This is a genomic window from Halomonas sp. SpR8 (genome assembly GCF_031010195.1).
Taxonomy (GTDB): domain Bacteria; phylum Pseudomonadota; class Gammaproteobacteria; order Pseudomonadales; family Halomonadaceae; genus Vreelandella.
Genome location: NZ_JAUAMC010000003.1, coordinates 285,963 through 312,324, shown reverse-complemented (window position 1 = coordinate 312,324; position 26,362 = coordinate 285,963). Strand labels below are relative to the sequence as shown.

Genomic DNA, 26,362 nt, shown 5'->3' with positions numbered 1-26,362 from the left:
CCAAATTTGCAAAATTAATTGGCTGGGGTACCAGGATTCGAACCTGGGAATGCCGATACCAAAAACCGGTGCCTTACCACTTGGCGATACCCCAACAAAGGCCTATTACGACGGCCCGGCGTTTTCAACTGCCCAGAGCAGGACTAATAATAGCCTAGAGCATCATGTAAGGGAGAGGTATTGAGTCCGCGTGCTACCCATGTCGGCCAACGTTGCCCTGCTAATTGCGCGATTGCCTGTGCTGCTTGCTGCGTCTCAAAGGCAGCAAACAAACAAGCGCCCGTGCCGGTAAGCCGACTAGGTGCATGCTGTGCGAGCCAAAAAAGCGCTTCCGCAATGGGCGGATAGCGTTCTTTCACCACGGCTTCACAATCGTTGCGCCACTCCGACGCTCCCCCCTGCAGTGCGCGCGCCATAGTAATGGGGCGGCTGTCACGTGTCAATTGCGGGTCTTGGAAGACCCCAGGCGTAGAGACGCTAATCCCAGGGTGAATAATCACGAACCAGGGAGTATCGAGCGTGACCGCCGTGAGCTGCTCGCCAACGCCTTCGGCCCAGGCGCTATGGCCGTGGACAAAAACAGGCACATCGGCGCCAAGTTCCAGCCCCAGGTGGGCTAATTCATCAAGCGATAGGTTGAGCTGCCACAGGTGATTCAGTCCTACCAAGACGGTGGCAGCATTAGAACTGCCGCCGCCCAAGCCGCCGCCCATGGGTAGTTGCTTATCGATAGCCAGCGTGACACCTAAATGGGTGTTGCATTGGCGCTGCAAAAGGTGCGCGGCGCGTACGACCAGATTGTCATCGTGGCTAACGCCTTTAACATCACTGATTAAGTGAATCTCGCCGTCATTACGTGGCGTGAAGGAGAGATAGTCGCAGAGATCAATGAACTGAAATAGCGTTTGCAATGAGTGGTAGCCGTCTTCACGACGGCCCACGATATGCAGCATGCGGTTAAGCTTGGCCGGTGAGGGGAGTGTTGACGGCGCATCCATCGCAACGGTTACCTTACTTTTTGTTTGCCTTACTCGTCGTTGGCTTGCCACTGATTAACCACTAGCGTGATGCGAACATCGTCGTAGTTCATGACGAGACGGCGGGGCAGCCACATATCTTCCACTTTCTCCCAGTCGCGGTAGTCGATTTCCCAGCCATCTTGAGATAGGTGGCTTGGGAAGCCAAGTTCATCGGTTTCTAACTGGTAACTATCATTTTCACCGGGTAGGCCACGTACCCATTCCGGCATAGCGCTGACAGGCAGTGCCCAGCCAAGCTGCTCTTCCATCAAGGCTTCAGGCGTTTCTGCTTCAAAGCGACCGTCGCTATTGGAGAGTGAAAAGCGCCCTTCGCGTCCTTCCAGTACGTTGCGTCCGCCGCCAAAAGGTCCGCTGATCAGCATGCGGAAATAGTGAGGGGTCTGATTCCAGTCGAGGTTAGCACTGACGTTCTCTTCGGGCGTACGTAGACCTGCTTTGCCGACGAGTGTCCAGGTATCAAATGCTTCTACATCCGCTTGTTGACGTTCCCACTGGCCAGCTTGGCGGCCACTTTCATCCATGGGGCCCTGGGAGGCACACCCAGCGAGTAAAAGAATGGTAAGGCCCGCAAGCCAAAGGCGCGCGGACGAGGGTGAAAGTGTCCAGCGCGAAGAAGAGATAGACGTCAGTGTCAGCATAAACAGGCTCCATGTTAGAGAAGAATGAACGATTAATAAGTCAGGGTAGCATTATTAATCGCGACCCTATTAATAACTATCCTTTCATTTAGAAGGTGACGGTTAGGGTGTTTGTGAAGGGGTTAGTTCAGGGAAGCGCTCAAGCAAGTCATCAATCATCGGATGCTGGTCTGTGCGCAGCATAATTTGCTGGATCAATTGGCGCGCCTCTTCATTGCGCCCTAGCGCCTGCAGTACTTCTGCCAGATGGGCGGCCACTTCCTGATCGGGCAATTGCGTATAGGCGCTTTCAAGCCAGCCAAGTGCTTCTTCCGGCTGACCTAGCCGAAAATAGATCCACCCCATGCTGTCGAGTACGGCCGGATTATCAGGATCGGCTTCGTAGGCGCGCTCAATCAGGTCGAAGGCCTCTTCCAAGCGCCCCGGCACGTTCAGATCGGCCAGGGTGTAGCCTAACGCATTGAGTGCTTCGGCATTATTTGGGTCGGTGCTCAGTACTTGGCGTAAATCCTGCTCCATGCCCGCTATATCTCCCGCTTCCCAGCGGCGCATGGCGCGCATATAGAGTAGCGCGGTGTCATCAGGAGTACGGGTGATTTCGCGATCTAACAAGGCATTGGCATCTGATAGCTGGTCGAGCTCATCCAGTAGCTGCACTTCCAGCATGACCAGCTCGCTAAAATAGCTATCGAAGCGCATTCGCTCAATGCGCAGGAAGGCGCGAGCATCAAGCAAGCGGTCCTCTTCAATCAACATCTCTGCCGCTGCCGCGCGCGCGGGAAGAAATTCATCACCCTCAGTGACTTGGCGGTAATAAAGCAGAGCGTTATCGATGTCACCTTGCTCCTGGGTAATCGCGCCGAGTAAGAAGTAAGCTAAGTTGGGTACCTTGGGTTGACCCATCAGTGGCTGTAGTAAGCGTTGTGCTGGCGCTGGGTGCCCCTCTTCTAGATAGAGCTGGGCCAGCGATAAGCGCAAATCCTGATTGCCGCCGTGGCTTGCGAGTAGCGCATCGGTTTGAATTTCAGCGGCGCTAATATTGTTGAGGCGAATTTCCGCCTGGGCCAATAGTAATATAAAGCGTACGTCTTCGGGCGCTAGTTCCAGGCCTTGTTGAGCCGCTTGTTGAGCGGTCGGGTAATCTTCAACTTCCAGGGCCAGACGCGCTTTCACTAGCCATAGCGCAGCAGATTCGGGGTCGAGTAACTCGACTTGATCAAGCCGCCGCTGGGCAAGTGCGGTGTCGCCAAGAGAGGCCTCAATCAAGGCTGTGCCTAGCAATACATCGCCATGATGCTCTAACTGATCGGCGTTAGGGCGGGCCAGATGCTCGCGCAGCTGTTCAGCAATTAATCTTAATGGCGCCTGTTCAGCCACTGCAACCTCAGCAAAAGCGGTTATATCTCCATGGCCGCCTGCTTCAGCAATCGCTAAGCGCTGCTCAAGACTGTCGAGCCAATCACCGCGCTGCAATGAAAACGCCGCCAGCAGGCGATTTGGGGCCTCTGCTTGGGGAGCCAGCTCACGCCAGCGCAGCGCAGACGCCTCTATCAACGAGGCTTCATTGCCAAAGCGGGCGGCGAAGGTGGCCCGCTCGGCAAGGGCGGGGTCGCGATAGCGTTGCGCCGCTTCTAAGTAGCCCTTGCTTGCTGAGCGATAGTCGCCACGCTGGCCCGCGAGTTCAGCGCCGAGCAGTGCGCTCAACCCAGCGGCGTCCAGCCCACGCGTGATCGGCGGTGCATCACGCATAGGGTCATCTGCCCACGTGCCGAGTGGATTATCCTGTAGACGAGGTGAAGATTGGCAACCGCTTAGCAAAATGGCAGTAATGGCCATGGGCAGCAGGGTTGAGCTGAGCAATTTCGAACCCATATAAGTGGAGCCCAGTAATGTAGCGCGCTGTGACATGCGTCTCTCGATTAGGTGGCCGAATGCTCAGCATAGCGGCTTGCCTGCCTGCGGCAAAGTGGTGTGGGCCAGATGATAGCCTGCTGTGATAGAATGTTCCTCCTAGAAAAGGTGGTCAGCAAATTTTATGCATACTGATATGCAGCGCTCGCACCACGCCAAAGACTTGTTTAAGCAAGCCCCAATTAACGAAAAGTCCGACACACTAGCGAAGACGCAAACCGCATGACGCTTCTTGCCCTGGGAATAAATCATCGTACCGCCAGCGTGGCCGTGCGTGAGCAGGTCGCTTTTACACCAACGCAGCTTGATACTGCTTTGGCTGAATTGCGTGATCTGCCACAAATTAGTGAAGCGGCGGTGCTGTCGACTTGCAATCGCACCGAGCTTTACTGCGTCACGGATGCGGCGGGTGAACAGGCGGTACTCAATTGGCTCGGACGTTTTCATAATTTGCGCGTCGATGAGCTGACTCGCTGTGCCTATCACTATTTAGACAACGATGCGGCGCGCCACTTAATGCGCGTCGCGGTTGGCCTGGATTCTATGGTGCTGGGCGAACCGCAGATTTTGGGTCAGTTAAAAGACGCCTATCAACAGGCGCGTCAATCTAAAGGGTTGGGCGGCGAGTTGGAGCGTCTGTTCCAGCACACCTTCGCGGTAGCCAAGCAGGTGCGTACTGAGACGGGCATCGGTAAAAACCCCGTGTCTGTGGCCTATGCCGCGGTCAGCATGGCTAGCCGTATATTTGACGATTTCAGTCGTTCTCGTGCCCTGTTAATTGGCGCTGGCGAAACCATCGAGCTGGTCGCTCGGCATTTAAACGAAGCGGGTGTTCTTCAACTGACTGTCGCCAACCGCACCCGTGAGCGCGCCGAACTTGTGGCCGGCCCTTTAGGTGGAACGGCGATTACCCTGCAGGAAATCCCCGAAGCGCTCGAACATGCGGATATTGTGATCTCTTCCACCGCAGCGCCTTTGCCTATCCTGGGTAAAGGCATGGTGGAGCGAGCACTCAAAAAACGCCGCCACCGGCCAGTATTTATGGTCGATATCGCCGTGCCTCGAGATATCGAACCCGAAGTGGGCGAGTTGGCGGATGTGTTCCTTTATACCGTGGACGACCTGGAGGAGGTGATTCAAGAGAATCGCCGCCACCGCCAAGTTGCTGCCGATCAAGCCGAGTCGTTGATTGAGCACGGTGTCGGCAGTTGGCAGCATGAGCGGCGCATCCGCAACGGCGGTGAATTGATTCGCGACTACCGCCAGCATGGCGAAGCGCTTCGCGATCTTTCGCGTGATCAGGCGCTGGAGCGGCTGGCGCGCGGTGAAGATCCGGCTAAAGTCATTGAGCGCCTGGCGCATCAGTTGACCAATCGGCTACTGCACCAGCCCACTCAAGCCATCCGCGATGCAGCCTCACAGGAGCATCACGACTTGCTGAACGCCGCTCCGCGCCTGTTGTTACCGATCAAACCAGCCTTTGAAACCACGCCCGCGCCCACGGCTAACCGCCAGAAGGATGATACGCCCGCATGAAAGAGACTCTGCGCCAACGTTTAGACAGCTTTACGGAACGCTTTGAAGAGCTGGCAATGCTGCTATCAGATCCTGAAGTGATCAATAACCAGCAGCGCTTTCGCGACTATTCGCGGGAGTATTCCGAGCTAGAAGAACTGGTGGCGGCTTGGCAGCGCTACCGTGATATCGAAACCAATATGCAGGAAGCTGAGCAGCTTAGCCGCGATAGCGACGCCGACATGCGAGAATTGGCGGAGATGGAACTGAGCGAGGGGCGCGAACAGTTAGCCGAATTAGATACCGAATTAAAGCGTCTGCTGGTGCCTAAAGATCCTGATGATGGCCGTGGGGTGTTTTTGGAAGTGCGTGCCGGAACCGGTGGCGACGAAGCCGCAATTTTTGCTGGCGACCTGTTTCGCATGTACTCACGCTATGCGGAAAAACGCGGTTGGCGGGTTGAGATAGTCAACGCCAGCCATGGTGAGCAGGGCGGCTATAAAGAAATTATTTCCCGTGTCAAAGGTGATGGTGTATACGCCCAGCTAAAGTTTGAATCCGGCGCTCATCGGGTTCAGCGCGTGCCTGCAACTGAATCCCAGGGCCGGATTCACACTTCTGCCTGCACCGTAGCGGTCATGCCTGAAGTCGATGACGTCGGTGATGTCGATATCAATCCGGCAGATTTACGCGTTGATACCTATCGCTCCAGTGGCGCTGGCGGACAGCACGTAAACACGACCGATTCGGCAATCCGCATTACCCACCTGCCTACCGGTGTCGTGGTGGAGTGCCAAGAAGAGCGCAGTCAGCATAAGAATCGTGCGAAAGCAATGTCGCTGCTGGCAGCCAAGCTTAAGCGCAATGCAGTGGACTCCCAGCGCCAGGAGCAGGCCGATGCCCGCCGTTCTTTGGTGGGCTCAGGGGATCGCAGTGAGCGAATTCGCACCTATAATTTCCCCCAGGGACGGATTACCGATCATCGTATCAATCTAACCCTCTATAAACTCAATGAAGTGGTTAGTGGTGAGCAGTTAGATGACGTCATCAACCCGCTGATTCACGAGTATCAAGCGGAACAGCTTTCAGCTCTTCAGGAAGCCTAATGTCTCTGGATGCGCTGCTGAAGCAGGCTGCTCAGGAGTTGCACGCGGCGGGATCCACTTCGCCGCGTGTGGATGCTGAAGTGCTGATGTGCCATGTGCTCGAACGTGACCGTACTTGGCTTTACACCTGGGGCGATAAAGCGTGTCCTCCACGGGAGCAAGCCCGCTTTGAGGCGCTTGTCGCCGCACGGGCTCAAGGAACCCCCGTTGCCTACCTTACCGGCGAACGCGAATTTTGGGGGTTGCGCTTCGCAACCGCACCTAGCACGTTAATTCCCCGTCCCGATACCGAAACCCTCGTAGAGCTTGCGCTTAGTCGTGTGACCCAGCCCACAGGACGACTGCTTGATCTGGGGACGGGCACCGGCGCCATTGCCCTGGCGTTTGCCAGCGAGCAGCCAGGTTGGCAAGTGTTGGGTGTGGACGTGCGTGAAGAAGCGGTCGAGCTGGCAATCCGTAACGCGCGCACCTTAGGGTTCGCTAACGCTCGTTTTATACAAAGCGATTGGTTTGCGGCGTTAGAGGCTTGTGATGAGACGGATAAGCGTTTCGATATGATTGTGAGTAACCCGCCCTATATTGCCGCCGATGATCCTCATTTGGCCGCAGGGGATGTGCAGTTTGAACCTCGCTCAGCGCTTGTTGCCGACGCCGAAGGCATGGCCGATCTGCTGTATCTGGTGCAGTCTGCTCAGTCCTATTTAACGGCATCAGGCTGGTTGTTACTTGAGCACGGCTACAGCCAGGCTGATAAGGTACGCAAGGCGCTTAAAAGCGCTGGCTATCAAAGCGTTGAAAGTATGCGTGACTTGGGGGGGCATGAACGGGTTACCCTAGGGCACCTTTAATAACTGCCTGATTCATCAGTATTGGATCCTGCCATGAAACCAAAAAATAGAACGCTGGACCGTATCGACCTTAAAATCCTGCACTGCCTGCAGGAGAATGCACGTATTTCTTACGTTGATTTAGCCTCAGAAGTGGGTTTATCCACAACGCCTTGTCTTGAGCGCGTCAAGCGTTTAGAGAAAGCGGGTATTATCCGTGGCTACCAGGCCATTCTTGATCCCCGCGCTTTAAAGGCTAACTTATTAGTCTTTGTCGAAATCAGCTTGGAAACCCAATCGCCAACCGTATTCGACGAGTTCCGACGTGCTGTCGAGAAGCTACCGCAGATTCAGGAGTGCCACCTTGTCTCAGGGCAGTTTGACTACATCTTAAAATGCCGCATTCCTGAAATGGCTGCTTATCGGCAGCTATTGGGCGATGTGGTATTAACGCTGCCGGGTGTGAAAGAGTCAAAAAGCTATGTGGTGATGGAAGAGGTAAAAGAGAGCTTCAATTTACACATTCCCGCCTTCGAGGAATTTGAGGATAAGTAAACCGATGATGGATGACCAGACGCTGCTGCGCTATAGCCGCCAGATTATGCTGCCCGAAGTTGATATCGAGGGGCAGGAGCGTCTGCAGTCTGCCCATGCACTGATTATCGGCGCTGGCGGTTTGGGCTCACCAGCTGCGCTCTATTTGGCTGCGGCAGGCGTCGGGCGCATCACCATCGCCGACGCGGATCAAGTCGAGCTTTCCAACCTTCAGCGTCAAATTGCGCATCATCAGGCCAGTATTGGTTTAAATAAAGCCTACTCTGCCCAGGCCAGCATGCAGGCGTTAAACCCTCACTGCCACGTCGTGGCCTTAGACGAACATGTAGAGGGCGAATCACTCGAACGATTGGTCGCTTCGGCGGATGTCGTGCTGGACTGTACGGACCGATTCTCAAGCCGTTATGCGCTGAATGCTGCGTCACAAAAGGCCAGGGTGCCGCTGGTCTCCGGCGCCGCTATTCGCTTTTCGGGTCAACTGGCCGTGTTTGATCCCCGCGATACAGCCTGTCCCTGCTATGCTTGCCTATATCCACTCGATGAGAGTGGCGATGAAGCGCTCAGCTGCGCAGAAAGTGGCGTAATGGCGCCGCTGGTCGGCTTGATTGGCTGCTTTCAGGCAGTAGAAGCATTTAAGCTACTAAGTGGCGCAGGTACTGCCCACCAGGGGCTTTCGACGTTTGACGGCTTAAGCGGGCAATGGCGGCATTTTCAAGTGCCTCGGGATCCCGCGTGCTCGGTGTGTGCTCAGCGCCATTAAATGCCTTGTTGGTTATGTAGGCCACCCCTTGTCTTTAAGACGACCTTAGGTCGTTTCATCTTCTTCGATACCAGCGGCCTGCAGCGCTATAAGATAACTAGAGCGCTTGAGAAAAGAGCTAATCCTGTCATCTTGTACAAGTCTGTTACCCTGTGTGTAGTAGTGATTCAGATAAGTGTTACCCAGATAAGCGAGAAAACATGAACGACGTTATTAAATTATTGAAATCCCACCGCTCAATCCGCAAATTTAGTGACCGTGCGATTCCCCGGGAGTTGCTTGTCGAGCTCATTCAAGCGGGTCAAGGCGCGGCAACCTCTAGTCATGTTCAAGCATATACCGTTATCCACGTTAAAAATCAGGCAAACCGTGAGCAAATTGCTGAGCTGGCAGGTGGTCAGAGCTATGTCGCTACCTGTGCAGACTTTTTAGTATTTTGCGCTGACATGAAGCGACCTACTGAAGCATCTGAGCACACCGGCGCCAACGTTGTGCGAGGTATGACCGAACAACTGCTGGTAGCGACGGTAGATACAGCGCTGATGGCGCAAAACGTGGCGGTGGCCGCAGAGTCTGAAGGGCTGGGTATCTGCTACATCGGCGGTATTCGCAATAACCCGCAACAGATTAGTGAACTGCTGCGCCTCCCTGAGCATGTTTATCCGGTGTTTGGCATGTGCTTGGGTTACCCTGACCATGAACCTGAGGTAAAGCCACGCCTGCCAGTAGAAGCGGTCCTGAAAGAAGACTACTACACTGAAGATAGTGAGCAGGTACAGGCCTTCGACGCCACTATGCAAGCTTACTATCAGGCTCGCAGCAGCAGTAATAAAGATTCTGATTGGTCGCACAATCTCAAGCCGCTGTTCGATAACAAACTGCGCCCTCACATGCGTGATTTCTTGATCGAGCGTGGTTTTGAAATGAAGTAGCTCTGAAATGAAGTAGCTCTCAAATAAATTAGTTTTGCAACGAAATGGTTTTGCAACGAAATAGCTTTGCAATGGAATAGCTTTGCAATGGAATAAAGAGGTAGTTAATGCCTCTTTAATAGAATTTTAGAAAAGACAACGCTCTGTTATTTAGAGATGTCTTTTCCTCGTTTTTCAGGAGCTTTACCGTATGCGCGTATTTGCTAATCCCGTCGGTTCCGGCTCCCTTTGGTTCGATAATCTCGCGACCGCTGATGGCACACCCGTCGCTTACGATCCCCAGGCTCGTGCCTTTGTGCCCATGCCTCCTTTTTGCATCAATCGAGAGATTATCGGTTGTAATTGGATAGCACCTGAAGAGGGCGCTTTTTGCCGCTCGTGCGCTATGACGGCGCTGGCGCCTGATCCTGAAATACCGAATGCTATGCAAAACTGGGCTAAAACCGAAGCGGCCAAGCGTTGGGTGCTCGATAATTTAGGCCGCTGGCACTGGTTTCGTCCTGAAGATCCTGGCGCGCCGCCTGTTTTCCATCTGCTCGCAGAGGGTCGTTCACCTGTACCGATGGGGCATATTGAAGGGGTGGTAACGATTAGCGTGGCCGAAGTAGATCCTGTACTGGTCACCACTCGAAGAGAAGCGTTGGAAGAGCCCTATCGGACCATGATTGGCCATATGCGCCATGAAATATCACATATGCTGTGGTGGAGGCTTAGCCTGCGTGAAGATTTTCTTGATGCGTTCCGTGAGATGTTTGGCGACGAGCGTCAGGATTACACAGCCGCACTTCAACGCCACTATAACGATGGGCCGCCCCCGAACTGGAAAGAGAGCTTTTTAACCACCTACGCCTCAGCGCATCCTCATGAGGATTGGGCTGAAACTGCTGCGCACTTGCTTCATTTAACCGATATAGCCGATAGCTTTGCCGCATCAAATCTTTCTTCTCCCGAGCTACCCAGTCACCAATGGGAGCCTTATGCGGAGCCAGACGCTGAACGGTTGATCTATGTGGCAGCAGAGCTCACTGTAGGGGTTAATCATGTTAATCGCTCCATGGGATTACCTGATCTTTATCCCTTCGTACTCTCAGAAGCTGCCAGACATAAGCTTGCCTTTGTGCATGATTGGCTGCGCCGAGGCGCACAAGGATTGTAATAGCGACTGTAAGCCGTTGCGTTAAAGCGCAAACAGTGAAGAACTGAGGTTATCATCTATACTGCAGTTCAAGGCCTTATTAGCATGCCGATAACAAAAAAAGCCGATGGGGACATAACCCCATTGGCCAACCAGCATGGAGATCGCACATGAACCTTGATCGCGCTTACCGTCTTTTAGCCGCTTTCTATAGTTTGATACTTCTTATTGGTGTTATCGCCCTTATAGCCGGGGGAGGGACACTGTTTGCTCCTGTGTATTTGGTGTTGGGGGCATTAGCCGTGATTGGGCTCTGGGGCTATGTTTTAAAGCGCAGATTCATGAACCCGCGCATGTGGAGGCCGTTAGCAGTCGTGCTCGCGATAGGTGTTGTAATTCAGCTATTCATTATGTTGACTACGCCGCCATCTAACGTTTTATTAACCTGGATGCTAACCAGTACCATATTTTCGGTTCTATTAGTCATCATGCTCTACCACTACGGAGAGCGTGATCAGCCTTTATGGGCGAGCGAAGAGGAGAGGGTGGCTGCCCGTCAGCTTGATGCAATGCTAATAGGGGATACACCGTTGACCGCCGTTCACCGCGAGAAAGGTCGCGAGAACAGCGTTCAGGTGACGAAAACAAAAGGCGAATATCAAGCCAGTGTGACGCGTCGATCACAAGAAGGTCAGGAGTGCTTTGAAGAGCGTTTTCGTTATCCTGAAACGCTAGTATTTTTCTTAGAAAAATTTACCAGCGTGACGGTTAATGATTTTCGAGATTCGAGTTCACTGGATAATCATGGGAATTCCACAGTTAAAATTTAATATTTTGCTTATGCTATATATGAGAAATGCTGGCTTCTTTGGCTAGCATTTTTTCTAACTGCGGTGTGAGTGAATGCTGTATGTGCAAGTAAAGTGGCAGCAATGCTTGTTTTAGCCCGCTTTCTGCTTTTTGCTTATCTATATAGTAAGCGCTTCTTCGTCCATGAAAGTTGATTGTCTCTCCTACCTTGGTGAAGTGAAACCCGGTTAAGGCGAGCAGTCGTGGCAGGCTAGGCTCCATCATGGCAAATACCTGGATTTTTCCTAACTGCCTTCCTAAGGCATATCCTGTGATAAATAGCCCACTTGAAAGTAATGGAAAGAGCTGCCTTTCTTCTGTGGAGAAGAATGGGATATTGCTAATTTTTTCTGTACTAGAATCGTCTCTAACCCTTGTTCTGAATAGTCGGTTAACAGCAAGTCGAGAAATTTCATAATAGCTATCTTGCTCAAGCCGATCAGGATGAAGCTCAATGTGAGTAAGACTTTGACTACCATATGACTGAAGAGGAAGTTGATTAAGTGGGTAAGGACTAGAGTGGCAGGGCATAACCACACGAACGCATCCGGCAACTATCCCGGTTCTACGGTGCTCAATCAAGCAATGTATAGAGTTTTGATCATGAATATCATATTCGAGTTTCTTGTAAGGATCTGTAGGCTCTTCATATTGAAGCTCTTCGCAGTAAACGTCATGCCTCAACCGATAAGCCTGTTGTTTTTCTTGCTCAGTCATACACAGTTTGAACGAGAACTCTTGTATAAACCTTTCTATTAAATCTGAAGGTACTTTTATTCTGTTTTCTGAAAGAGGAGAAGGTTTCATTGGCGATCCTTTTTAATTTTAAACATAAATGTATGTTATATCTAGCTAGCAATGCCGAATGCTTCGGTGAGTTTGGCTGGCTTTCCTAAATAAAACCCTTGACCATAAGTTATCCCATAAGATTTTAATATTGCCAATAAAGCTTCTTGATCAACGAACTCGGCAATAGTTTGCTTGCCAAAACCCTTAGCGATATCGGCAATAGCACGAACGATAACGCGACTGTCCGGGCTAATAAGTAGGCTGCGAATGAAAGAGCCGTCAATCTTGATATAATCAACCGGCAGCTGCCCTAAATAGTGGAAACTGCTAAAACCAACCCCGAAGTCATCGAGTGCAGTGCGGCAACCAAGATCACGCACAGTTTGTAAAACACCACGTGCGGTGGAAAAGTCAGTAACGGCCGCTGTTTCCGTCACCTCTAGAATAAGGTGGTGTGGATCAGCGCCGCTGGTAGCCAGCTCATCGGCTAAATACTGCTTTAATCCCTCGTCGTGAAGGGACTGACCAGAAAGATTAACAGCCAGCGTTATACCGCGGCTTTGCAGCTGGCTGAGTGCTTTTAAACTGTGCCGTAATACCCAGCGGTCAATTAAGACGATTTGACCACTCTGCTCAGCAATAGGAATAAACTGCGCAGGTGAAATGAGGCTGCCGTCTTCATTACGGATTCTCAGCAATACTTCATAATGTTTTATGTCTTGGTCTTCCAAACGCATGATGGGTTGCACCATGAGCTCAAAACTACTTTCTTCGAGCGCATTCCGTATACGGTCAACCCAGTAGACTCGTTCTTGCAGTTCATCTTTGGCATTTTCTGCTTTGGAGAGCAGATGCCAATGTTGAAGACCGCTTGCCTTCGCCTTATACATAGCTACGTCGGCGTTGGCCATCAGCTCGCCAGACTTAGTGCCATGGATTGGAAATAGAGCAATACCGATGCTGGCCGTTACCCGGTGTCGACGCTCTCCAGCTAAAAAGCCGATGCCATCCAACAACTGAACGATATACTGAGCGGCTCTAACTGCTTGCTCTGCGTTGGTATCTTCTAGCAGCAGCGAAAATTCATCACCACCCAGACGGGCGATGACGTGCCGGTGTCCAAGATGATGAAAGAGAGTCTCGGCTACCTCACGTAGTAATTTATCGCCTACGTGATGCCCGCTAAGTTCGTTGACCTCTTTGAATTGATCTAAGTCAAGCAGGAGTATAGCTCCCTGGATATTGCCAGGGCGCTCAAGAGCAGCTTGCAAAGCATTTTGAAAATAGCGTCGATTATGCAGCTCAGTCAACGGGTCACGCTCGGCAAGCCACGTTAAACGGGCTTCGGCAGCCTTACGTTCAGTAATGTCGAGTCCCACCGATAGGCGTGACACTTTTTCATTGCTGCCTGTTTGCAAGGGAGCATGATACCAAGCGATGGTATGAGTGCGGTGGTCAGGTGTGCGTAGTGTTTTTTCCTCTTGGAGAGGGAGGGAGAATGACTCAAGCGCTGTAGGGACGCCAGCCGCAAATACATCCACAAAGTGGCGTCCGAGTAAGGAGGGTTCATCAAGCCCCAGCATCGATTGAGTATACTCATTAACTAGGCTTATTCGCCCTGTGCTGTCTTGGGCAATAATAAACACTTGTGCAGTGTTCAATAAACTATTAACGAAATCGCGCTCTTTAGCCAGCTCTTCGATACGTTTGGCTAGCTGAGTGCCGCGTTCTTGAACCTCATCCTCAAGCATTTCAAGTTGATTTGAGAGGTCAAGCGTAGAGCTTTCGAGGACATCAATTTCATCAGGAAGACAGCGGCGATAATTGGGAATGGCGGAGCGAATAGCGCTGAACTTTCCGTCAGCAAGGGCAGGCAGCAGTCCAGCGACTCTACGAAGTCGAGCCATTGGGCCAATGAGTATGACTAATAACAGTAATTCAGCGGCCACCCAGCCGAATGCGCCTACGAACAGCAGTGTGCGCGTGTTTTGATTGATAGCATCAATTTGTTCGGTAATATCTGATATAAGTAGAAAGAATCCAGAGCTGCTACGCTCGTCATTATCTTCCATGCGTACTGCGCTGAGTTCCAAATGTCTGCCACCATACTCAAGGCCTAGTGGCGCCTCTTCAAGGCGATGAATAGAGACAGTCTCCGCTGCTCGTTGCAACGGTGCTAAGCTTTGCTCCTCGCTGGTGAGTGCCAATAGATAACCATTCCAAGCATTTAGTTGTCTTGTAGCAGCTACATTCGCCTCTTCAACGGGGCCTGTTACGAGCAGTGCAATTTCGCTGTTTGAGACTTCTTTGGCCTGTCGGGTAACGTCGGCTAATGAGCGAGCCAGCACTACCATGCCGACACTTTCTCCTTCCACTAATACCGGTACGGCAGCGAATTGTTGGCAACTGGTTGAGCAACGAAGGTTGGTTAGCGGCCTTTCGGTATTCATGACACGCCTTACCCAACTCAGTATGGGAAGCTGTGTTTCTGCATTACCGGTACCCCAGTTACCCACGACTTCACCGCGGGTATTAATGATTAAAATCTCATCAATTCCTGCTTCTAGTTGCAGCGCCGGCCACTGTGAATTCAGAGCTTCTCTTACATCGGCTGCATTACCCGCTTGTAATGGCGGACCCAAGCTGGCCGAGGCGGCTGTTAATCCCGCCAGTTGGCGCAAGTTCTCTGATGAACGAACAAGTGCTAAATGAATTTCTCGCTGTTGACGTTCATAATGCTGATTTCGGCTTTCCTGAAATTGGCGAGTGAGATTTTCGTGGCCCAGCCAGGTAAACAGTACGAGCAACGCTAAAAGCAGTAAGCTGCTTAGCGCGATGACGCGCCACGTTAAGCTTAGCCGCTGAGGCATTCGCAAAAGGGAGGAGAATTTCATCGCGATACCATCTTAGCCAGGATCTAATAAAACGTCAGAAGCGCAGCGATAACTGGAACAGCCACATATTCCAATGTTTGCTTGTCTCTGATGAGTTTGAATTATCCTGGGAGGGAAGCCAGGCGGTGCCATCTACATGATGGTATTCACCAGCTATCATTACTTGAGGGTGTGGCGTCCATTGCAGGCCAAATGTTAAATCATCTGCAAATTGAGAGTGAGCAGGCCCCCGCCCATTTGCCTCGAAATTTTTGCCTGAAGGATCACTGCGATTACTGGTTAAGCTATCGTAACGAACTAGCCATTGCCAATCGTCATAAAATCTACGAGTGTACTGCAGATACCAACTTTCACCTGTCGTATCGAAATTTAAAGGAGGTTGATTGAAGTTTTTTAACCCCGACCTGCGCAGTGCGTACTCTGCCGTTACACTCCACAGTTCCTGATTATACTGTAAAGAAAATATCCAGGGTCTAAAGTAAAAGTCTCCATCGCCGACGTCAGGGTAGCGTGAGTTTATTTTGGATCTGACATTGGCATGGCTTAGCGCTGCTACGATACGTCCAGCATCATGCTCATAGCGAACCTGTGCAATGGCTGATTGCTGCGGGTCGAAAGACCCCTGTATGCGATGTAACTGGAGCGTTTGATTTAAATCATCGCCAGCTTGGGGTTCTCCTAAGCCGACCTGCCCTCTAACGACTCCACTATCTAGTCGCTCTTCCAAGTATAACGTTACCCCGTCACCTGTAAGAGCCAGTGAACGCGTTCGATCAAAATAAATTGATTGAGGCAATAGAATACTAGGTCGTGTAAACGCTACATCTCGAGTTTGATTGTAAAATCCAAACGGGTTTTTAATCCGCCCAAGCTGAATACCAAAGGTACGCTTTTGATCGGAGAGCATCTGATAATCAATTAGGCCATAGTCGAGCTTCGGCTGTGCATCGCTACTATCACCGCCTGCACGACGGCTTAGCACCTGAGCCGCAAGTAGTACATCTTGGTGAGGACGTAATGAAGCATTGAGGCCAACTTCGGTGAATTCAAAGCTGCCTTCATCCTCGCTACTTGAGCCAAAGAAGTTGTTATCATCAGTGATAACCAGCGCTTGGCTAAGAAAACCATGTACCTGCAAGGTATCCATGACGCGCTCACTGCTGTGCACATAAGCAGAGGAACCTAAAGCAAGGAGACCTGCCACAACAGCAACTGCTCGACATTCACTCCATCGAAATAATTTGGATACTATCATCCAGATACTCCCTTTCCAGATAGCCAATCGCCCCGGGGGTCGTTGCAACTTGTTCGCGCATCTCTGCCTGATTACTTACGCGATCAGGGGCCTGGCCCGTTCCTGAAAAGACCATGCGATCCCAGGCCAGCTGAAGTTGGTGGGGGTAAACTGCCAATTGCTCTTTGGCAAAGCGTGCATGCACGGGGTTGCCATTATTCATTACAAATACTCTGACCGCTTGACCGTCTGGCCATGTGCGTTGACGCATTGCAAATATCGCGCGAGTAGTATCACGATTTAACCAGCGGGTAGTGACATCAGGATGGGCCACTAAAAAAAGAGGGGCTTCCCGAGCGATGGCATTCGCGCCCACAAAAGTGAGCCCCATCAAAAAAATGAGAGTGGTCACTGTCAGTAAGGACAATCGCATTAGAGAACCACTCAATAGCAGTGATGGCATTGGCTATTTCTTACTGGTCGATTGATGAACGCCAGGTTCATGCACGATGCAGTGTAAAACTGCATTTTAGGTGTGAATGAGTTGATGACGTGTGCTCCTTTCGGCCAATAGGCAGCGATATATTAATGTCCAGGGCCTTTTATAACTGGGTGGTAAACTCCAGAAAAACAATAGTACCGTATCGATTCGGCACATACATAAGCACTGCATCAATTTTAAAAAAATAACAGGAAGCTATGTCACCGACGAAGGCACTGATACCTTATTGGTAATTGTCTGTGAGATACTGCAGCTGCCATCCAAATAGAGAGAGTCCCCTACATGTTCACCGGTATGAGTGCATTTCCGTTAACGCCTATGGACGAGCAGGGCATTAAGGAGCGCGAGTTTGTCCAATTAGTCCAACACCTAGCCGAAGCAGAGGTGGATTCGATTGGCGTGCTAGGCTCGACCGGTAACTACGCCTATTTAAGCCGTGAAGAGCGCGCTCGGGTTGTCCAGCTTGGAGTGGAAAATGCAGGTAACGTGCCGGTAGTGGTGGGTATTGGCGCACTACGTACTCGCGATGTCACGGCGTTGGCTGAGGATGCTCAGCAGTTGGGCGCGAGTGGGGTGCTATTAGCACCGGTGTCTTATCAGAAGCTTACCGATGACGAAGCGTTTGCACATTACGAAACGGTCTGCCGTTCATTGAGTGTGCCGCTGTGCGTTTATGACAACCCTGGAACCACTCATTTTGAGTTTAGCGATGAGTTACATGGGCGTATCGCTCAGTTGGCACAGGTGCAATCAATCAAAATTCCGCCGGTGACTAGCGACCTTAACGCCGCAAGAGAACGGGTCGCACGACTACGTTCGTTGATTCCTCACGATGTCACCATCGGTATTAGCGGCGATCCGGCAGCAGCAACCGGGCTGAATGCGGGGTGCGATGCCTGGTACTCAGTCATTGGTGGGTTATTCCCCAAGGCTGCTTTAGCGCTAACCCGGGCTGCTCAATCGGGTGATGCTCATCAGGCCGAGACGCTTTCTGACGCGCTTGAACCGTTATGGGCTCTCTACCGTGAGTACGGTGGTAGCCTGCGAGTGGCCGTGACTATTGCCGAAGTAACCGGTAAGGTAAGCCAACCCTGCTTGCCCCAACCGCTTAAAGCGCTGCAGGGTAAAGACCGGATAAGAGTGGAGCGAGTAGTCGAGCAGCTAGGCTTAGCATCAGAATTTCGGGTTAGGGGTTAAAGCCGTCCAGCAAAAACGCCCAGCCAAGGCTGGGCGTAATAACGACTCCCCGAAAGCTTACTCAACGAGTTCCAGCAAGCGATCTGAATAGTTAGTAAACAGACCGTTGACGCCCATCTCCATCAGGTGCTTCATTTCCTCGGTTTCATTGATGGTATACACATGCACCGGCAAGCCGTTTTCCTGGGCTTGCTTAACAAAGTCGGCGTCAATGACCTCCCGGCCGTCATAGAGGTAGTTCGTGCCGATGCCCACGGCGTAATCGGCGACTTCCTGAAAGTCCTCATCGGTAATCTCGGCGGGTCCCGGCGTCACGCCTGTCCACTCCACCAGGCGCGAGTCGTCTTCTTCGCTCGGGTAGTACCACACCAACTGGATCAGCGGCACGTCGTCGTTTAATTCCTGCACTTTCAACAGGCTATCCTGCTCAAACGATTGCACCAGCACGCGGCCGCTCTTGATCATGTCGTACGCTTCCAGTGTCTCTACCAGGGCTTCTTCCAGACCAGGGTTCAACTGCGGCGACTTGGTTTCAATGTAGTAGCGAGCATCGTGGCCAAAGTGATCAAAGAGCTCGTCCAGTGTCAGCATCTGCGCGCCGTCAAAGGCCGTGTCGGCGCTGTCTGGGTTTTCCTCGTTAAACCAGGTGCCGGTATCCAAGGCTTTGAGTTCTTCCAGGGTGTAATCGTTAATCTCGCCTTCACCGTCACTGGTACGATCAATGGTGTCATCGTGGAACACCACCAGCTCACCGTCGGAGGTGATTTGCACGTCCAGTTCCAGGTAATCGACGTCCCACTCATAAGCCAGTTCATAGGCGGCCATGGTGCTTTCCGGCGCGTGGCCGCTAGCTCCGCGATGAGCGATCACCTGAAACGACTCCAGATCCTTTAGTTGTTGCTCTAGTGGCGTTGCCTCTGCAAGTGCAGTGGACGTAGCAGCACCAGCAAAAAGACCCAGTGACACGGCAGCAATCAACGGATGACGTTGCATAGAAATTCCTTAATTGAACAGTTGTTCAATTATCCTACATGCCCGTAAGCATAAATGCCAAACTGTGCACACCTCCCAAGGTTACATTGTAAGCCGATTAGCGTGGCTATTCGGCTTACCAGTGAGTTGAATAACATCACTACTAATCCACACGGAGTAAGCATCAGCATCTAAATAGTCTAGACAGAGGCATCATGGCGGAGGCTATCCACTAGCATCTGCGCTTCTCTACGCGAGGTTAAACGCACAAACTGGATATGGGCATAGCGTGAATCAATCATATCGGCGAAGTAACGTTTGCGGTTTTGATTCCATGTTTTAAGCGACCAGAGCAGTACTGAATCACGGCTTAAAAATGTTCGACGAAAGCTTTCGCGGTTTCCGGTGCCGGGCCAGATCTCTTGCCTGCTAATAATACGCTTTACGGCTCGTGTGCTGGCTTGGCTAAATACACGCCAGAAAGGGAAATCGATCCATACCACCATATCGACATCGTGCCATTTAATAGGGCGAGTGCGATCAAAATTACCATCCAACACCCATCCTTTTGGGGATGTTGCCAATACTTCTTCAAGCTTGGCGAGGAATACATCGTCCTGTGTACCTTGCCAGTTAGCGCGCCAAAACAGCTGATCAAGCTGAATGTAAGAAGTATCCAGCGCTACTGCGAGTTGTTTAGCCAGCGTGCTTTTGCCACTGCCACTAGTGCCGACCACGTTAATTTTCATGAAACGCTCTCCTGGGCGGCGCAGCAGTTTAAGGATTGCTTTAGGTACGGGCAAGCGCATTTAAGAAAAGAAACTAAAATAACCTATAGATGAGCTGGAAGATTGCATCGTATTGGTGAGGAAGTTCAAAAGGCGTCATTTATCTGCTTACCGACAGCTCCAAGGGCAGGATGCTAAAAGTCATGTCTTGGCAATACACCGTTGACGCTGCCTATGTACGCGACCCCGATGGTGACACACTAGCGTTTATGGTTAAGCGCGCGGTCTTTAGTTTAGGGTAAGTGGTCTCTGTGCGCTGGTTTATTAGCGTTAATAATTAATCAAGAGAGTTATCTTATGCTGGGTTGGATAGCGACAAAAAGTGCAGGGGCGCTCATCGGCGTGTTAATGACATCAATAGTGCATGGGGACAACAGCGTGCTCTCCTTTCCAGATGATTCAGAAGCGTCTTGGCGAATCTCTGAAAACGGCGTCGTCCATCACACCCCAGAGGCGTTGGAGATACCTGTAGTAGTTGGAAAACAACAGGCCATCGGTTCGGAGCGAGCTTACATTCTGATTCAGGCGCCTTATCAGCAGGTAAAGACAGTGGTTTCTGAAGCACTGAAAGATCGAGTTACCCTGGTGGAGGAGCAGTTGTTATTGTCCACTTTGGAGGCGCCGTGGAGGCAGGTCATGCTGTCTCGGCGTCCGCAGCAAATGACGGAACTGGCCGATAACGAGCCGACCTTGGCACAGGCTGTGAGCGATGGTGCTTTGATGCCAGAAGAAAGCGACTGGCGTCAACGTCACGCAGTTGCAAACCTGCAAGCCTCCAGCGAGGCGTTGGCAACGCTACCTGAGCTACGTAATTTGTATACCCGTGCTGAGTCCTTCCGCCAGTGGCAGGAAGGTTGGAGAAATCAGTATGACATCGAGCAGACGGTAGTAGTGTTCGATGCGATGCTGCTGTTTGGTACTGAGTCTACAATCATCGATATCCATCGTCGCCACTCCTTCCCTAACCCTGCTCGAAAGGTAATTCTGGCGGCAGATGGCGTGCCCACACATCTTTCTCAATCGCTGGTGCCGGGCGAGATGTTTATGGCGGTGATCAGTGCTTTGGATCAGGCTTTGCCTGGGGTAGAGCGTCGTATTAGTACCGATCCCACCGCCTGGGAAGCGGGGCATCCTCTCCTGCCGAGCATGCCGGAGCCTGACTTACGCTTTGAAGATGATACTCAATCAGAGCTTACGCCCGATATTTTTACGTTAACCAGCGACGACGCTTTAGATCCGCAGACGCTACAAGTTATGGCTGATGGCAGTTTGGCCATTGGTGTGCAGCGATCCGCCCGTATAGATGGTACACGCGAATGGATCACCGAGGTTTGGCGGTTATTACCGGAACAATCCTCGTTGACTGTCCTTTGGCAAGGGTGGGAAGGGGCAGACCCTATGCTGGTGAATGAGGAGGGCAATACCTTGTGGTTTCGAGGGCGGCCATTCGGTGAGAGTGACTGGCAGCTTTATCGATACCAAACTTCTCAAACTGTCGCGGAACCCTGGCCAGTGTCGTTGGCTGCTGGCACATCGAGCCTGGGAGGCATACTACGCGGGCAGTTGGATGGCCAGGGGCGCCCCCGTTTCTACAGCTATAACGTGGGGCGCTTTTATCGCTACCGAAATGAAGAGCATGGACAGTGGCACTACCATGCGGTTGAGGTGCCCAGAGCTGCTCTGTTTTCGCAACCTCTGCGCCCAGTACGCTGGATGGGGGAGTCACTTTGGGTGGAGGACCTTTATGGCCTAGCGGAACTGGACGCTGAGAGTGGGCGGGTAGAGCGTGTGATCCAAGCACCTCAGCGGTATGGCAATTTTCCACATCAGGGGGTGCCTGCCACCCCTGATCTGCGTGATCACCCTGCGTCCTGGGAGCCGATAGGGTCGGCTCGAGGGCAGTGGGCCACAAGCGGTTTTCAGCTTCGTTTGGAATCGAGGGGCGAGCAGGTGGCTGGCATGCATGTGTTTGATACCGATAAAGGTAGTTACCTCTATTCTGCAGTGCTCGATGGTCAGGATCATATACACACGGCTGCAGCCTCTCCCGATGGCCGTTGGTTAGCGATGGCGGCAGCCGACCAGCTACAATTGCGCGAAGTAAGAACCGGACGAGCGCCAATCGCGCTACAGGTGCCAGCAGAAGCATATATACGGGCGCTGGCATTTTCGGCTGATAGTCATGATCTGTACGCGCTTACTTTCTCCACCGTGCTGCACTGGCGTTTACCTTCACCGTAAAAATTAAGAGGGTCTAACCTTGCCTATTGAACAGAGGGTAAGTTGTTTGTTGGTTTGCTATGACGTTGAAATATGCATGCCATCGGGCAGGTGGCTTAATCCATCCAACCCAACAGTCGCCACCAAAAGTAGTCCAACGGAATAAGTAGCAAGATCGTTATCAGTGCCAACGGAACGATGATCTTTAATAATTGGCCAAGGGGTTCTCTTGAAAGTTGCATCGCCATAATCAGCGGTGCCACCTGATAAGGAAAGATCACCGTGGAAAAGCCTACTACCTGAGTCATCAGTACTGCAGGAAGAGAGAGCCCTGAGGCGCCAGCGAGTTCTGACGCCATGGGGGAAAGTACCGTAGGAACACTGGGTGTGGTAGCGACGACTCCCGTCAAGGTCGCCATCAGTGACAGCGACATAAAGTCCCAAAAACGGCTGCCGTTGTTGGCTTCCAGTAGTTGGGTAAAGCCTTGGCCCACAGCACTGCCAATGTCTGAAACGTTGACGAGTGTACCCAACCCTAGTGCAGCGGCCACAAATATCACAGTGCCAAAATCTACCGCTGTGTTGAATGACTTCGGAGTCACAGCACCAATCTTTGGCATCAACAGCACTACTGCAGCTACGAGTCCCACCCACGCCGGATTTACGCCATGTAGTGTATCGGTTACCCAGAAGAGCAGGGTGATGACCATTACCACGGCCACCTTTTTTTGCTGTGTAGCGTTAACGGATGGTTTGGCCATATCGATGGTCAGTTGGCACTGAGAGTCGATACGGGCTGGAAATACCACGAGTACCAGCACCACAATTAAGCTCGACTTCAGGAGTCCCAAAATGGGAAAGTGCAGTAGTAGATACTCCGCATAGCCAAAATGAATGCTATACAGACTTTCGCTCGACCCTGTCAAAATCATATTAGGGAGATTGGATGGAAGCACTGCAAAACTCGGCATGTTACAAGCGGCAGCCAGAGCGGTTGCTACGCCCAGGCGGCCAGCACTGCCCGGTTCAAAGCCCACTCGTTCGGCTAACGCTAAGCCAATAGGGATCAATACCACCGCTCGGCCCCCGGAAGATGGCATCACAAAGCCCAATGCCATAGCGGTAAAAACTAACCCGCCAATCAATCTCGGGTAGCTTGCGGTCAGGAGCGGCGACAGCACGGCTGCTAGCCGATCGCCAAGCTTGCTAGAGGTAATGGTCGAGCCGATGATAAATCCTGAGATAACCATCCACACAGCTGTCGAGCCAAACCCAGCGAATAGCTGCTCTGAGGGGAGCAAGTTGAATACGCTCACCAGCGTGAAAAATAACAAACCGGTTAGGAAGGGGGGCAGCACACCGGTACTCCAGAGAACCAGCGTGATCACTATCACACCAGCGGCGTAAGAAAATGCTGTGGGGTGGGGCTCTATGGGAAAAAGTGCCAGCAGCAAAGCAGCCAGCAAGGCCGCTGCCACTACAGCATGAGAGAAACTAAGCGAGCGAAGCATGGCGAGACCCTAGTTGTGGTGAGCCCAATTGCGCGGTGTGCGCAGAGGAATCTACAATAGGCGCTGCATGTTGACGTGTTAAGGGCAAGTTATGACAACAGATGGTGATAATGCGACAATGTCGCTGCCCAGTGATATAGCGTTCACCCTTGACCCTGCTCGTCCTGTATTGACCCATTCTCGCAATATGCAAGCAGAAGCCGGTATGGTGCCTCACTCTCACCCACGCGGGCAGTTGTTATGGGCCAAACAGGGTGTGTTGCGTGTTACCAGTGAACAAGCCGTATGGGTGGTGCCTTCTACTCACGGTGTATGGATACCCGCTAACTGCGACCACCAAGTTAATTGCGAAACGCAGGTGGAAATCCGTAATCTCTACATTGATCCTACTTACCCGGTACGCGATCAGGATACCCAAGTAGTGATGGTGGCGATGACCGCGTTGATGCGCGAAATCGTGCTCAGGCTAAACGATTCCGAGACGAGCAGTGGGGATGCCAGTACCATTCGCCTAGGTTTAGTTGCTATTGATGAACTCAATAACCTACTGGCCGCGGACTTGTCTCTACCTGCTGGTACTGACCCGCGATTGCGACGTATCATCAGCCATATGGTCAACCATCCAGATTCCAGCCATCTATTAAGAGAATTGGCTAACCTCGCTGGAGCGAGCACGCGAACGCTAGAGCGGCTATTCAAAGCTGAAACCGGGTTGACCTTTCGGCAGTGGCGTACCCGTTTTAAGCTGATGAACGCGCTTGAGGCCTTGGGTAGAGGTGAGAGCTCTACCACAGTGGCCTATACAGTAGGTTATAAAAGCACCAGCAGTTTTGTAGCTGCCTTTAAGGCAGAGTTTGGCTATACACCCCAAGTCTATGCCCGCCGCCAGTGATCTGGCCTACGCCGAGACGTTACAGACTCTGGCAACACTTATTTCCAGCCAGGGTGGGCAAAAGGCTGTTAACTTATGCGTTAACCCCCTTCATGCCTTCCGGTGTGTAACGTTCACCGGTCACCGGAAGGCGCTCGGTAGCCACTTCAAGCTGTTGCTGCTCATCAGCCGTCAGGGTGATGGACGCGGCTGCCGCATTCTCCTCAAGGTAGCGCAGTCGCTTGGTGCCCGGAATTGGCACAATATTATCGCCTTTGGATAGTAACCAAGCCAGCGACAGCTGCGCCGGGGTGCAGTCTTTTTGAGCAGCCATGTCACCAATCACGTCGGCGATTCGGCGGTTGGCATGCATTGCCTGTTCAGAGAAGCGCGGCAGGTTAGGACGAAAATCACCTTCGCCGAAGTCGGCATTCTCCTGAAGTTTTCCCGTCAAAAAGCCGCGACCCAGCGGCGAGTAGGGTACAAAGCCGATGCCGAGTTCCTGGCAGGCGGGGAGCACCGCTTGCTCCACATCCCGCGTCCAGAGAGAGTATTCGGTTTGTACTGCCGTCACCGGGTGTACCGCGTGGGCGCGACGCAAGGTGTCAGCGCTGACCTCGCAGAGGCCGATGTGGGCAATCTTGCCGTCCTGCACCAATTGCGCCAAGCCCTCCATGGTCTCTTCGATGGGTATGTCCGGGTTAATGCGGTGGACGTAGTAGAGATCGATCTGTTCGATGCCCAGCCGCCGCAGCGATGCCTCGCAGGCTTGTTGGGCATAGCGGGCGCTGCTGTCCAGGCTGCGTTGGTACTCACCGGGGTTGCGTACGATGCCAAACTTGGTGGCGATACGCACCTTAGGCTTATGACTGGCGAGAAAGCGACCAATCAGCTCCTCGTTATGGTGCGGCCCGTACATATCCGCTGTGTCGAAAAAGTCGATACCCAGCTCTACTGCCCGTGCTAATACTCGTAGCGACTCGCTATCGTCTCGGGGGCCATAGAATTCGCTCATCCCCATGCAACCTAAACCGATAGCGGAAATGGTTAGATCGCTGCCCAGCATTCGTTTTTGCATGATGTTTCTCCAGAAGTAACTCGTTCTTGAGTGGCGCCGTAACAGCGTGGCACTATCCGATAATGGAAAAAATAAACGATTTCGATAAACCGGTTTCCGGTTTTGAAAAACAAATGCCGCATGGCTGGGTATGGGACGACACGCGCACCTTCCTGGCGGTGGCCCGTCACGGCACGCTGAGTGGTGCCGCCGCCGAGCTGAGCTTGGGTATCGCCACGCTCTCCCGGCGTATCGAACGGCTGGAACACGCTTTAAAGCTGCCGCTGTTTGTACGCCAGCAATCGGGCTATCGGCTTACCGAGGAGGGGGCAGGGCTAATCGAGAAAGCTGAAGCCTTGGAGGCTGCCGCGGCGGTTTTTTCCAGCGGGGTTTCCAGTGCGACGCAACTGAGCGGTAGAGTGCGTTTAGCGACCGCTGAAAACCTCGCCACGGCGGTTATTCTGCCCGCATTACCGCAATTTCATGCGCAGTACCCCGGCATCACGCTTGAGCTGGTGACCGATATCACCACTGTCAACCTGCACCGCCGTGACGCCGATTTAGCGCTTAGAATGGTCAAGCCCGAGCGGGGCAATGTCACCCTTCGACGCTTGGGCTCTCTGGGTTTCGGGCTTTACTCGAGCCCCGGCTATGCAGCGCAGCGCGAGCCTCACCATGATGCAGGCGATTTTGACACGGATGCCTTTATCACCTGGGGTGAAACGCAAGCGCACTTGCCCGCCGCCCAGTGGGTTGAGCGTGTTTTGCAAGGGCGTGATCCAGCGTTAACCACCACATCATTGGCGACCCAGCTAGCGGCGGCCAAAGCGGGGCTGGGGATCGCGGTACTGCCGCATTTTCTGGCCAGGGAAGCTGGTCTGATCTGCGTTGCTGAGGATATCGGCGTGGATCAGCCCATTTACCTCGTTATCCAGACGGACCTTACTCAATCCGGGCGTATTCGGGCTGTAGCGGACTTTCTGGCTGAGCTGGTAGCCAGTAACCGTGAGCGCTTGAGTGGCCGATAGCCACTACGTTTTCATGTTGCTCTTCATCAAA

At 52.4% G+C, this 26,362-nt stretch carries 23 protein-coding genes and 1 tRNA gene; 12 read left to right on the top strand and 12 right to left on the bottom strand.

The annotated features are described in order from the left end of the window. Positions 1-19: 19 nt before the first annotated feature. The 4 genes from QT230_RS08010 to QT230_RS07995 form a co-directional block, all read right to left on the bottom strand. A tRNA-Gln gene (locus QT230_RS08010) sits at positions 20-94 on the bottom strand. Between the two features lie 49 nt (positions 95-143). Beyond that, positions 144-998, bottom strand: a complete 855-nt coding sequence (gene ispE, locus QT230_RS08005) for a 4-(cytidine 5'-diphospho)-2-C-methyl-D-erythritol kinase (protein WP_308321089.1) — start codon at positions 996-998, stop codon at positions 144-146. A 29-nt stretch (positions 999-1,027) separates the two neighbouring features. Next, positions 1,028-1,678, bottom strand: a complete 651-nt coding sequence (gene lolB, locus QT230_RS08000; RefSeq protein ID WP_308321088.1) for a lipoprotein insertase outer membrane protein LolB — start codon at positions 1,676-1,678, stop codon at positions 1,028-1,030. A 102-nt stretch (positions 1,679-1,780) separates the two neighbouring features. Further along, positions 1,781-3,586 carry a tetratricopeptide repeat protein gene (locus QT230_RS07995; protein ID WP_308321087.1) on the bottom strand — a complete coding sequence of 602 codons (1,806 nt, stop codon included), beginning with the start codon at positions 3,584-3,586 and terminating at the stop codon, positions 1,781-1,783. 225 nt (positions 3,587-3,811) lie between these two features. On the opposite strand from QT230_RS07995, the gene hemA reads away from it, so the two are divergent. The 8 genes from hemA to QT230_RS07955 all read left to right on the top strand — a co-directional run bounded on the left by hemA (position 3,812) and on the right by QT230_RS07955 (position 11,249). After that, positions 3,812-5,125 carry a glutamyl-tRNA reductase gene (hemA, locus tag QT230_RS07990; RefSeq protein WP_308321086.1) on the top strand — a complete coding sequence of 438 codons (1,314 nt, stop codon included), beginning with the start codon at positions 3,812-3,814 and terminating at the stop codon, positions 5,123-5,125. Continuing rightward, positions 5,122-6,210 carry a peptide chain release factor 1 gene (gene prfA, locus QT230_RS07985; RefSeq protein ID WP_308321085.1) on the top strand — a complete coding sequence of 363 codons (1,089 nt, stop codon included), beginning with the start codon at positions 5,122-5,124 and terminating at the stop codon, positions 6,208-6,210. Before hemA ends, prfA begins: the two co-directional genes overlap by 4 nt. Further along, positions 6,210-7,058, top strand: coding sequence for a peptide chain release factor N(5)-glutamine methyltransferase (gene prmC, locus QT230_RS07980; protein WP_308321084.1), 849 nt, complete (start codon positions 6,210-6,212; stop codon positions 7,056-7,058). Before prfA ends, prmC begins: the two co-directional genes overlap by 1 nt. Before the next feature lie 33 nt (positions 7,059-7,091). Next, entirely contained in the window at positions 7,092-7,592 is a 501-nt protein-coding gene (locus QT230_RS07975) for an Lrp/AsnC ligand binding domain-containing protein (protein ID WP_308321083.1), read from the top strand. A gap of 4 nt (positions 7,593-7,596) precedes the next feature. Further along, entirely contained in the window at positions 7,597-8,352 is a 756-nt protein-coding gene (locus tag QT230_RS07970) for a molybdopterin-synthase adenylyltransferase MoeB (RefSeq protein ID WP_308321082.1), read from the top strand. A 200-nt stretch (positions 8,353-8,552) separates the two neighbouring features. Further along, positions 8,553-9,284, top strand: coding sequence for an oxygen-insensitive NADPH nitroreductase (gene nfsA, locus QT230_RS07965; RefSeq protein WP_308321081.1), 732 nt, complete (start codon positions 8,553-8,555; stop codon positions 9,282-9,284). Between the two features lie 190 nt (positions 9,285-9,474). Beyond that, positions 9,475-10,440 carry a putative zinc-binding metallopeptidase gene (locus QT230_RS07960; protein ID WP_308321080.1) on the top strand — a complete coding sequence of 322 codons (966 nt, stop codon included), beginning with the start codon at positions 9,475-9,477 and terminating at the stop codon, positions 10,438-10,440. Positions 10,441-10,589: 149 nt separating this feature from the next. Continuing rightward, the gene (locus tag QT230_RS07955) at positions 10,590-11,249 is read left to right on the top strand and encodes a hypothetical protein (protein ID WP_308321079.1); all 660 of its coding nucleotides are present in this window, start codon (positions 10,590-10,592) and stop codon (positions 11,247-11,249) included. 13 nt (positions 11,250-11,262) lie between these two features. On the opposite strand, the gene QT230_RS07950 is transcribed toward QT230_RS07955, so the two are convergent. From QT230_RS07950 to QT230_RS07935, 4 genes are all read right to left on the bottom strand, one after another. Continuing rightward, positions 11,263-12,075 carry a PEP-CTERM/exosortase system-associated acyltransferase gene (locus QT230_RS07950; RefSeq protein ID WP_308321078.1) on the bottom strand — a complete coding sequence of 271 codons (813 nt, stop codon included), beginning with the start codon at positions 12,073-12,075 and terminating at the stop codon, positions 11,263-11,265. A gap of 41 nt (positions 12,076-12,116) precedes the next feature. Then, on the bottom strand, positions 12,117-14,951 hold the full coding sequence (locus QT230_RS07945) for an EAL domain-containing protein (protein ID WP_308321077.1): 2,835 nt from the start codon (positions 14,949-14,951) through the stop codon (positions 12,117-12,119). Positions 14,952-14,985: 34 nt separating this feature from the next. After that, positions 14,986-16,098 (bottom strand): hypothetical protein, encoded by a 1,113-nt coding sequence (locus QT230_RS07940; RefSeq protein ID WP_308321076.1) that lies wholly within the window; start codon positions 16,096-16,098, stop codon positions 14,986-14,988. 76 nt (positions 16,099-16,174) lie between these two features. After that, a complete protein-coding gene (locus tag QT230_RS07935) occupies positions 16,175-16,618 on the bottom strand; it encodes a hypothetical protein (protein WP_308321075.1) in 444 nt (147 codons plus the stop codon). Positions 16,619-16,969: 351 nt separating this feature from the next. On the opposite strand from QT230_RS07935, the gene QT230_RS07930 reads away from it, so the two are divergent. Beyond that, positions 16,970-17,884: a dihydrodipicolinate synthase family protein gene (locus QT230_RS07930; protein WP_308321074.1), complete on the top strand. Its 915-nt coding sequence runs from the start codon at positions 16,970-16,972 to the stop codon at positions 17,882-17,884. A 57-nt stretch (positions 17,885-17,941) separates the two neighbouring features. Here QT230_RS07930 and QT230_RS07925 read toward each other — a convergent pair whose 3' ends face one another. Then, positions 17,942-18,877 (bottom strand): glycerophosphodiester phosphodiesterase family protein, encoded by a 936-nt coding sequence (locus QT230_RS07925; RefSeq protein WP_308321073.1) that lies wholly within the window; start codon positions 18,875-18,877, stop codon positions 17,942-17,944. 179 nt (positions 18,878-19,056) lie between these two features. Further along, on the bottom strand, positions 19,057-19,605 hold the full coding sequence (locus QT230_RS07920) for an adenylate kinase (RefSeq protein ID WP_308321072.1): 549 nt from the start codon (positions 19,603-19,605) through the stop codon (positions 19,057-19,059). 336 nt (positions 19,606-19,941) lie between these two features. Between QT230_RS07920 and QT230_RS07915 the strand changes: the two genes are divergently transcribed. Then, the gene (locus QT230_RS07915; RefSeq protein ID WP_308321071.1) at positions 19,942-21,885 is read left to right on the top strand and encodes a hypothetical protein; all 1,944 of its coding nucleotides are present in this window, start codon (positions 19,942-19,944) and stop codon (positions 21,883-21,885) included. A gap of 95 nt (positions 21,886-21,980) precedes the next feature. On the opposite strand, the gene QT230_RS07910 is transcribed toward QT230_RS07915, so the two are convergent. Further along, on the bottom strand, positions 21,981-23,375 hold the full coding sequence (locus QT230_RS07910; RefSeq protein WP_308321070.1) for an SLC13 family permease: 1,395 nt from the start codon (positions 23,373-23,375) through the stop codon (positions 21,981-21,983). A gap of 91 nt (positions 23,376-23,466) precedes the next feature. Here QT230_RS07910 and QT230_RS07905 point away from each other — a divergent pair, with 91 nt between their 5' ends. Next, positions 23,467-24,267 carry a helix-turn-helix transcriptional regulator gene (locus QT230_RS07905; protein WP_308321069.1) on the top strand — a complete coding sequence of 267 codons (801 nt, stop codon included), beginning with the start codon at positions 23,467-23,469 and terminating at the stop codon, positions 24,265-24,267. Positions 24,268-24,340: 73 nt separating this feature from the next. Here QT230_RS07905 and QT230_RS07900 read toward each other — a convergent pair whose 3' ends face one another. After that, entirely contained in the window at positions 24,341-25,324 is a 984-nt protein-coding gene (locus tag QT230_RS07900) for an aldo/keto reductase (RefSeq protein WP_308321068.1), read from the bottom strand. A 62-nt stretch (positions 25,325-25,386) separates the two neighbouring features. On the opposite strand from QT230_RS07900, the gene QT230_RS07895 reads away from it, so the two are divergent. Further along, positions 25,387-26,331, top strand: coding sequence for a LysR family transcriptional regulator (locus QT230_RS07895; protein ID WP_308321067.1), 945 nt, complete (start codon positions 25,387-25,389; stop codon positions 26,329-26,331). Positions 26,332-26,362 lie beyond the last annotated feature (31 nt).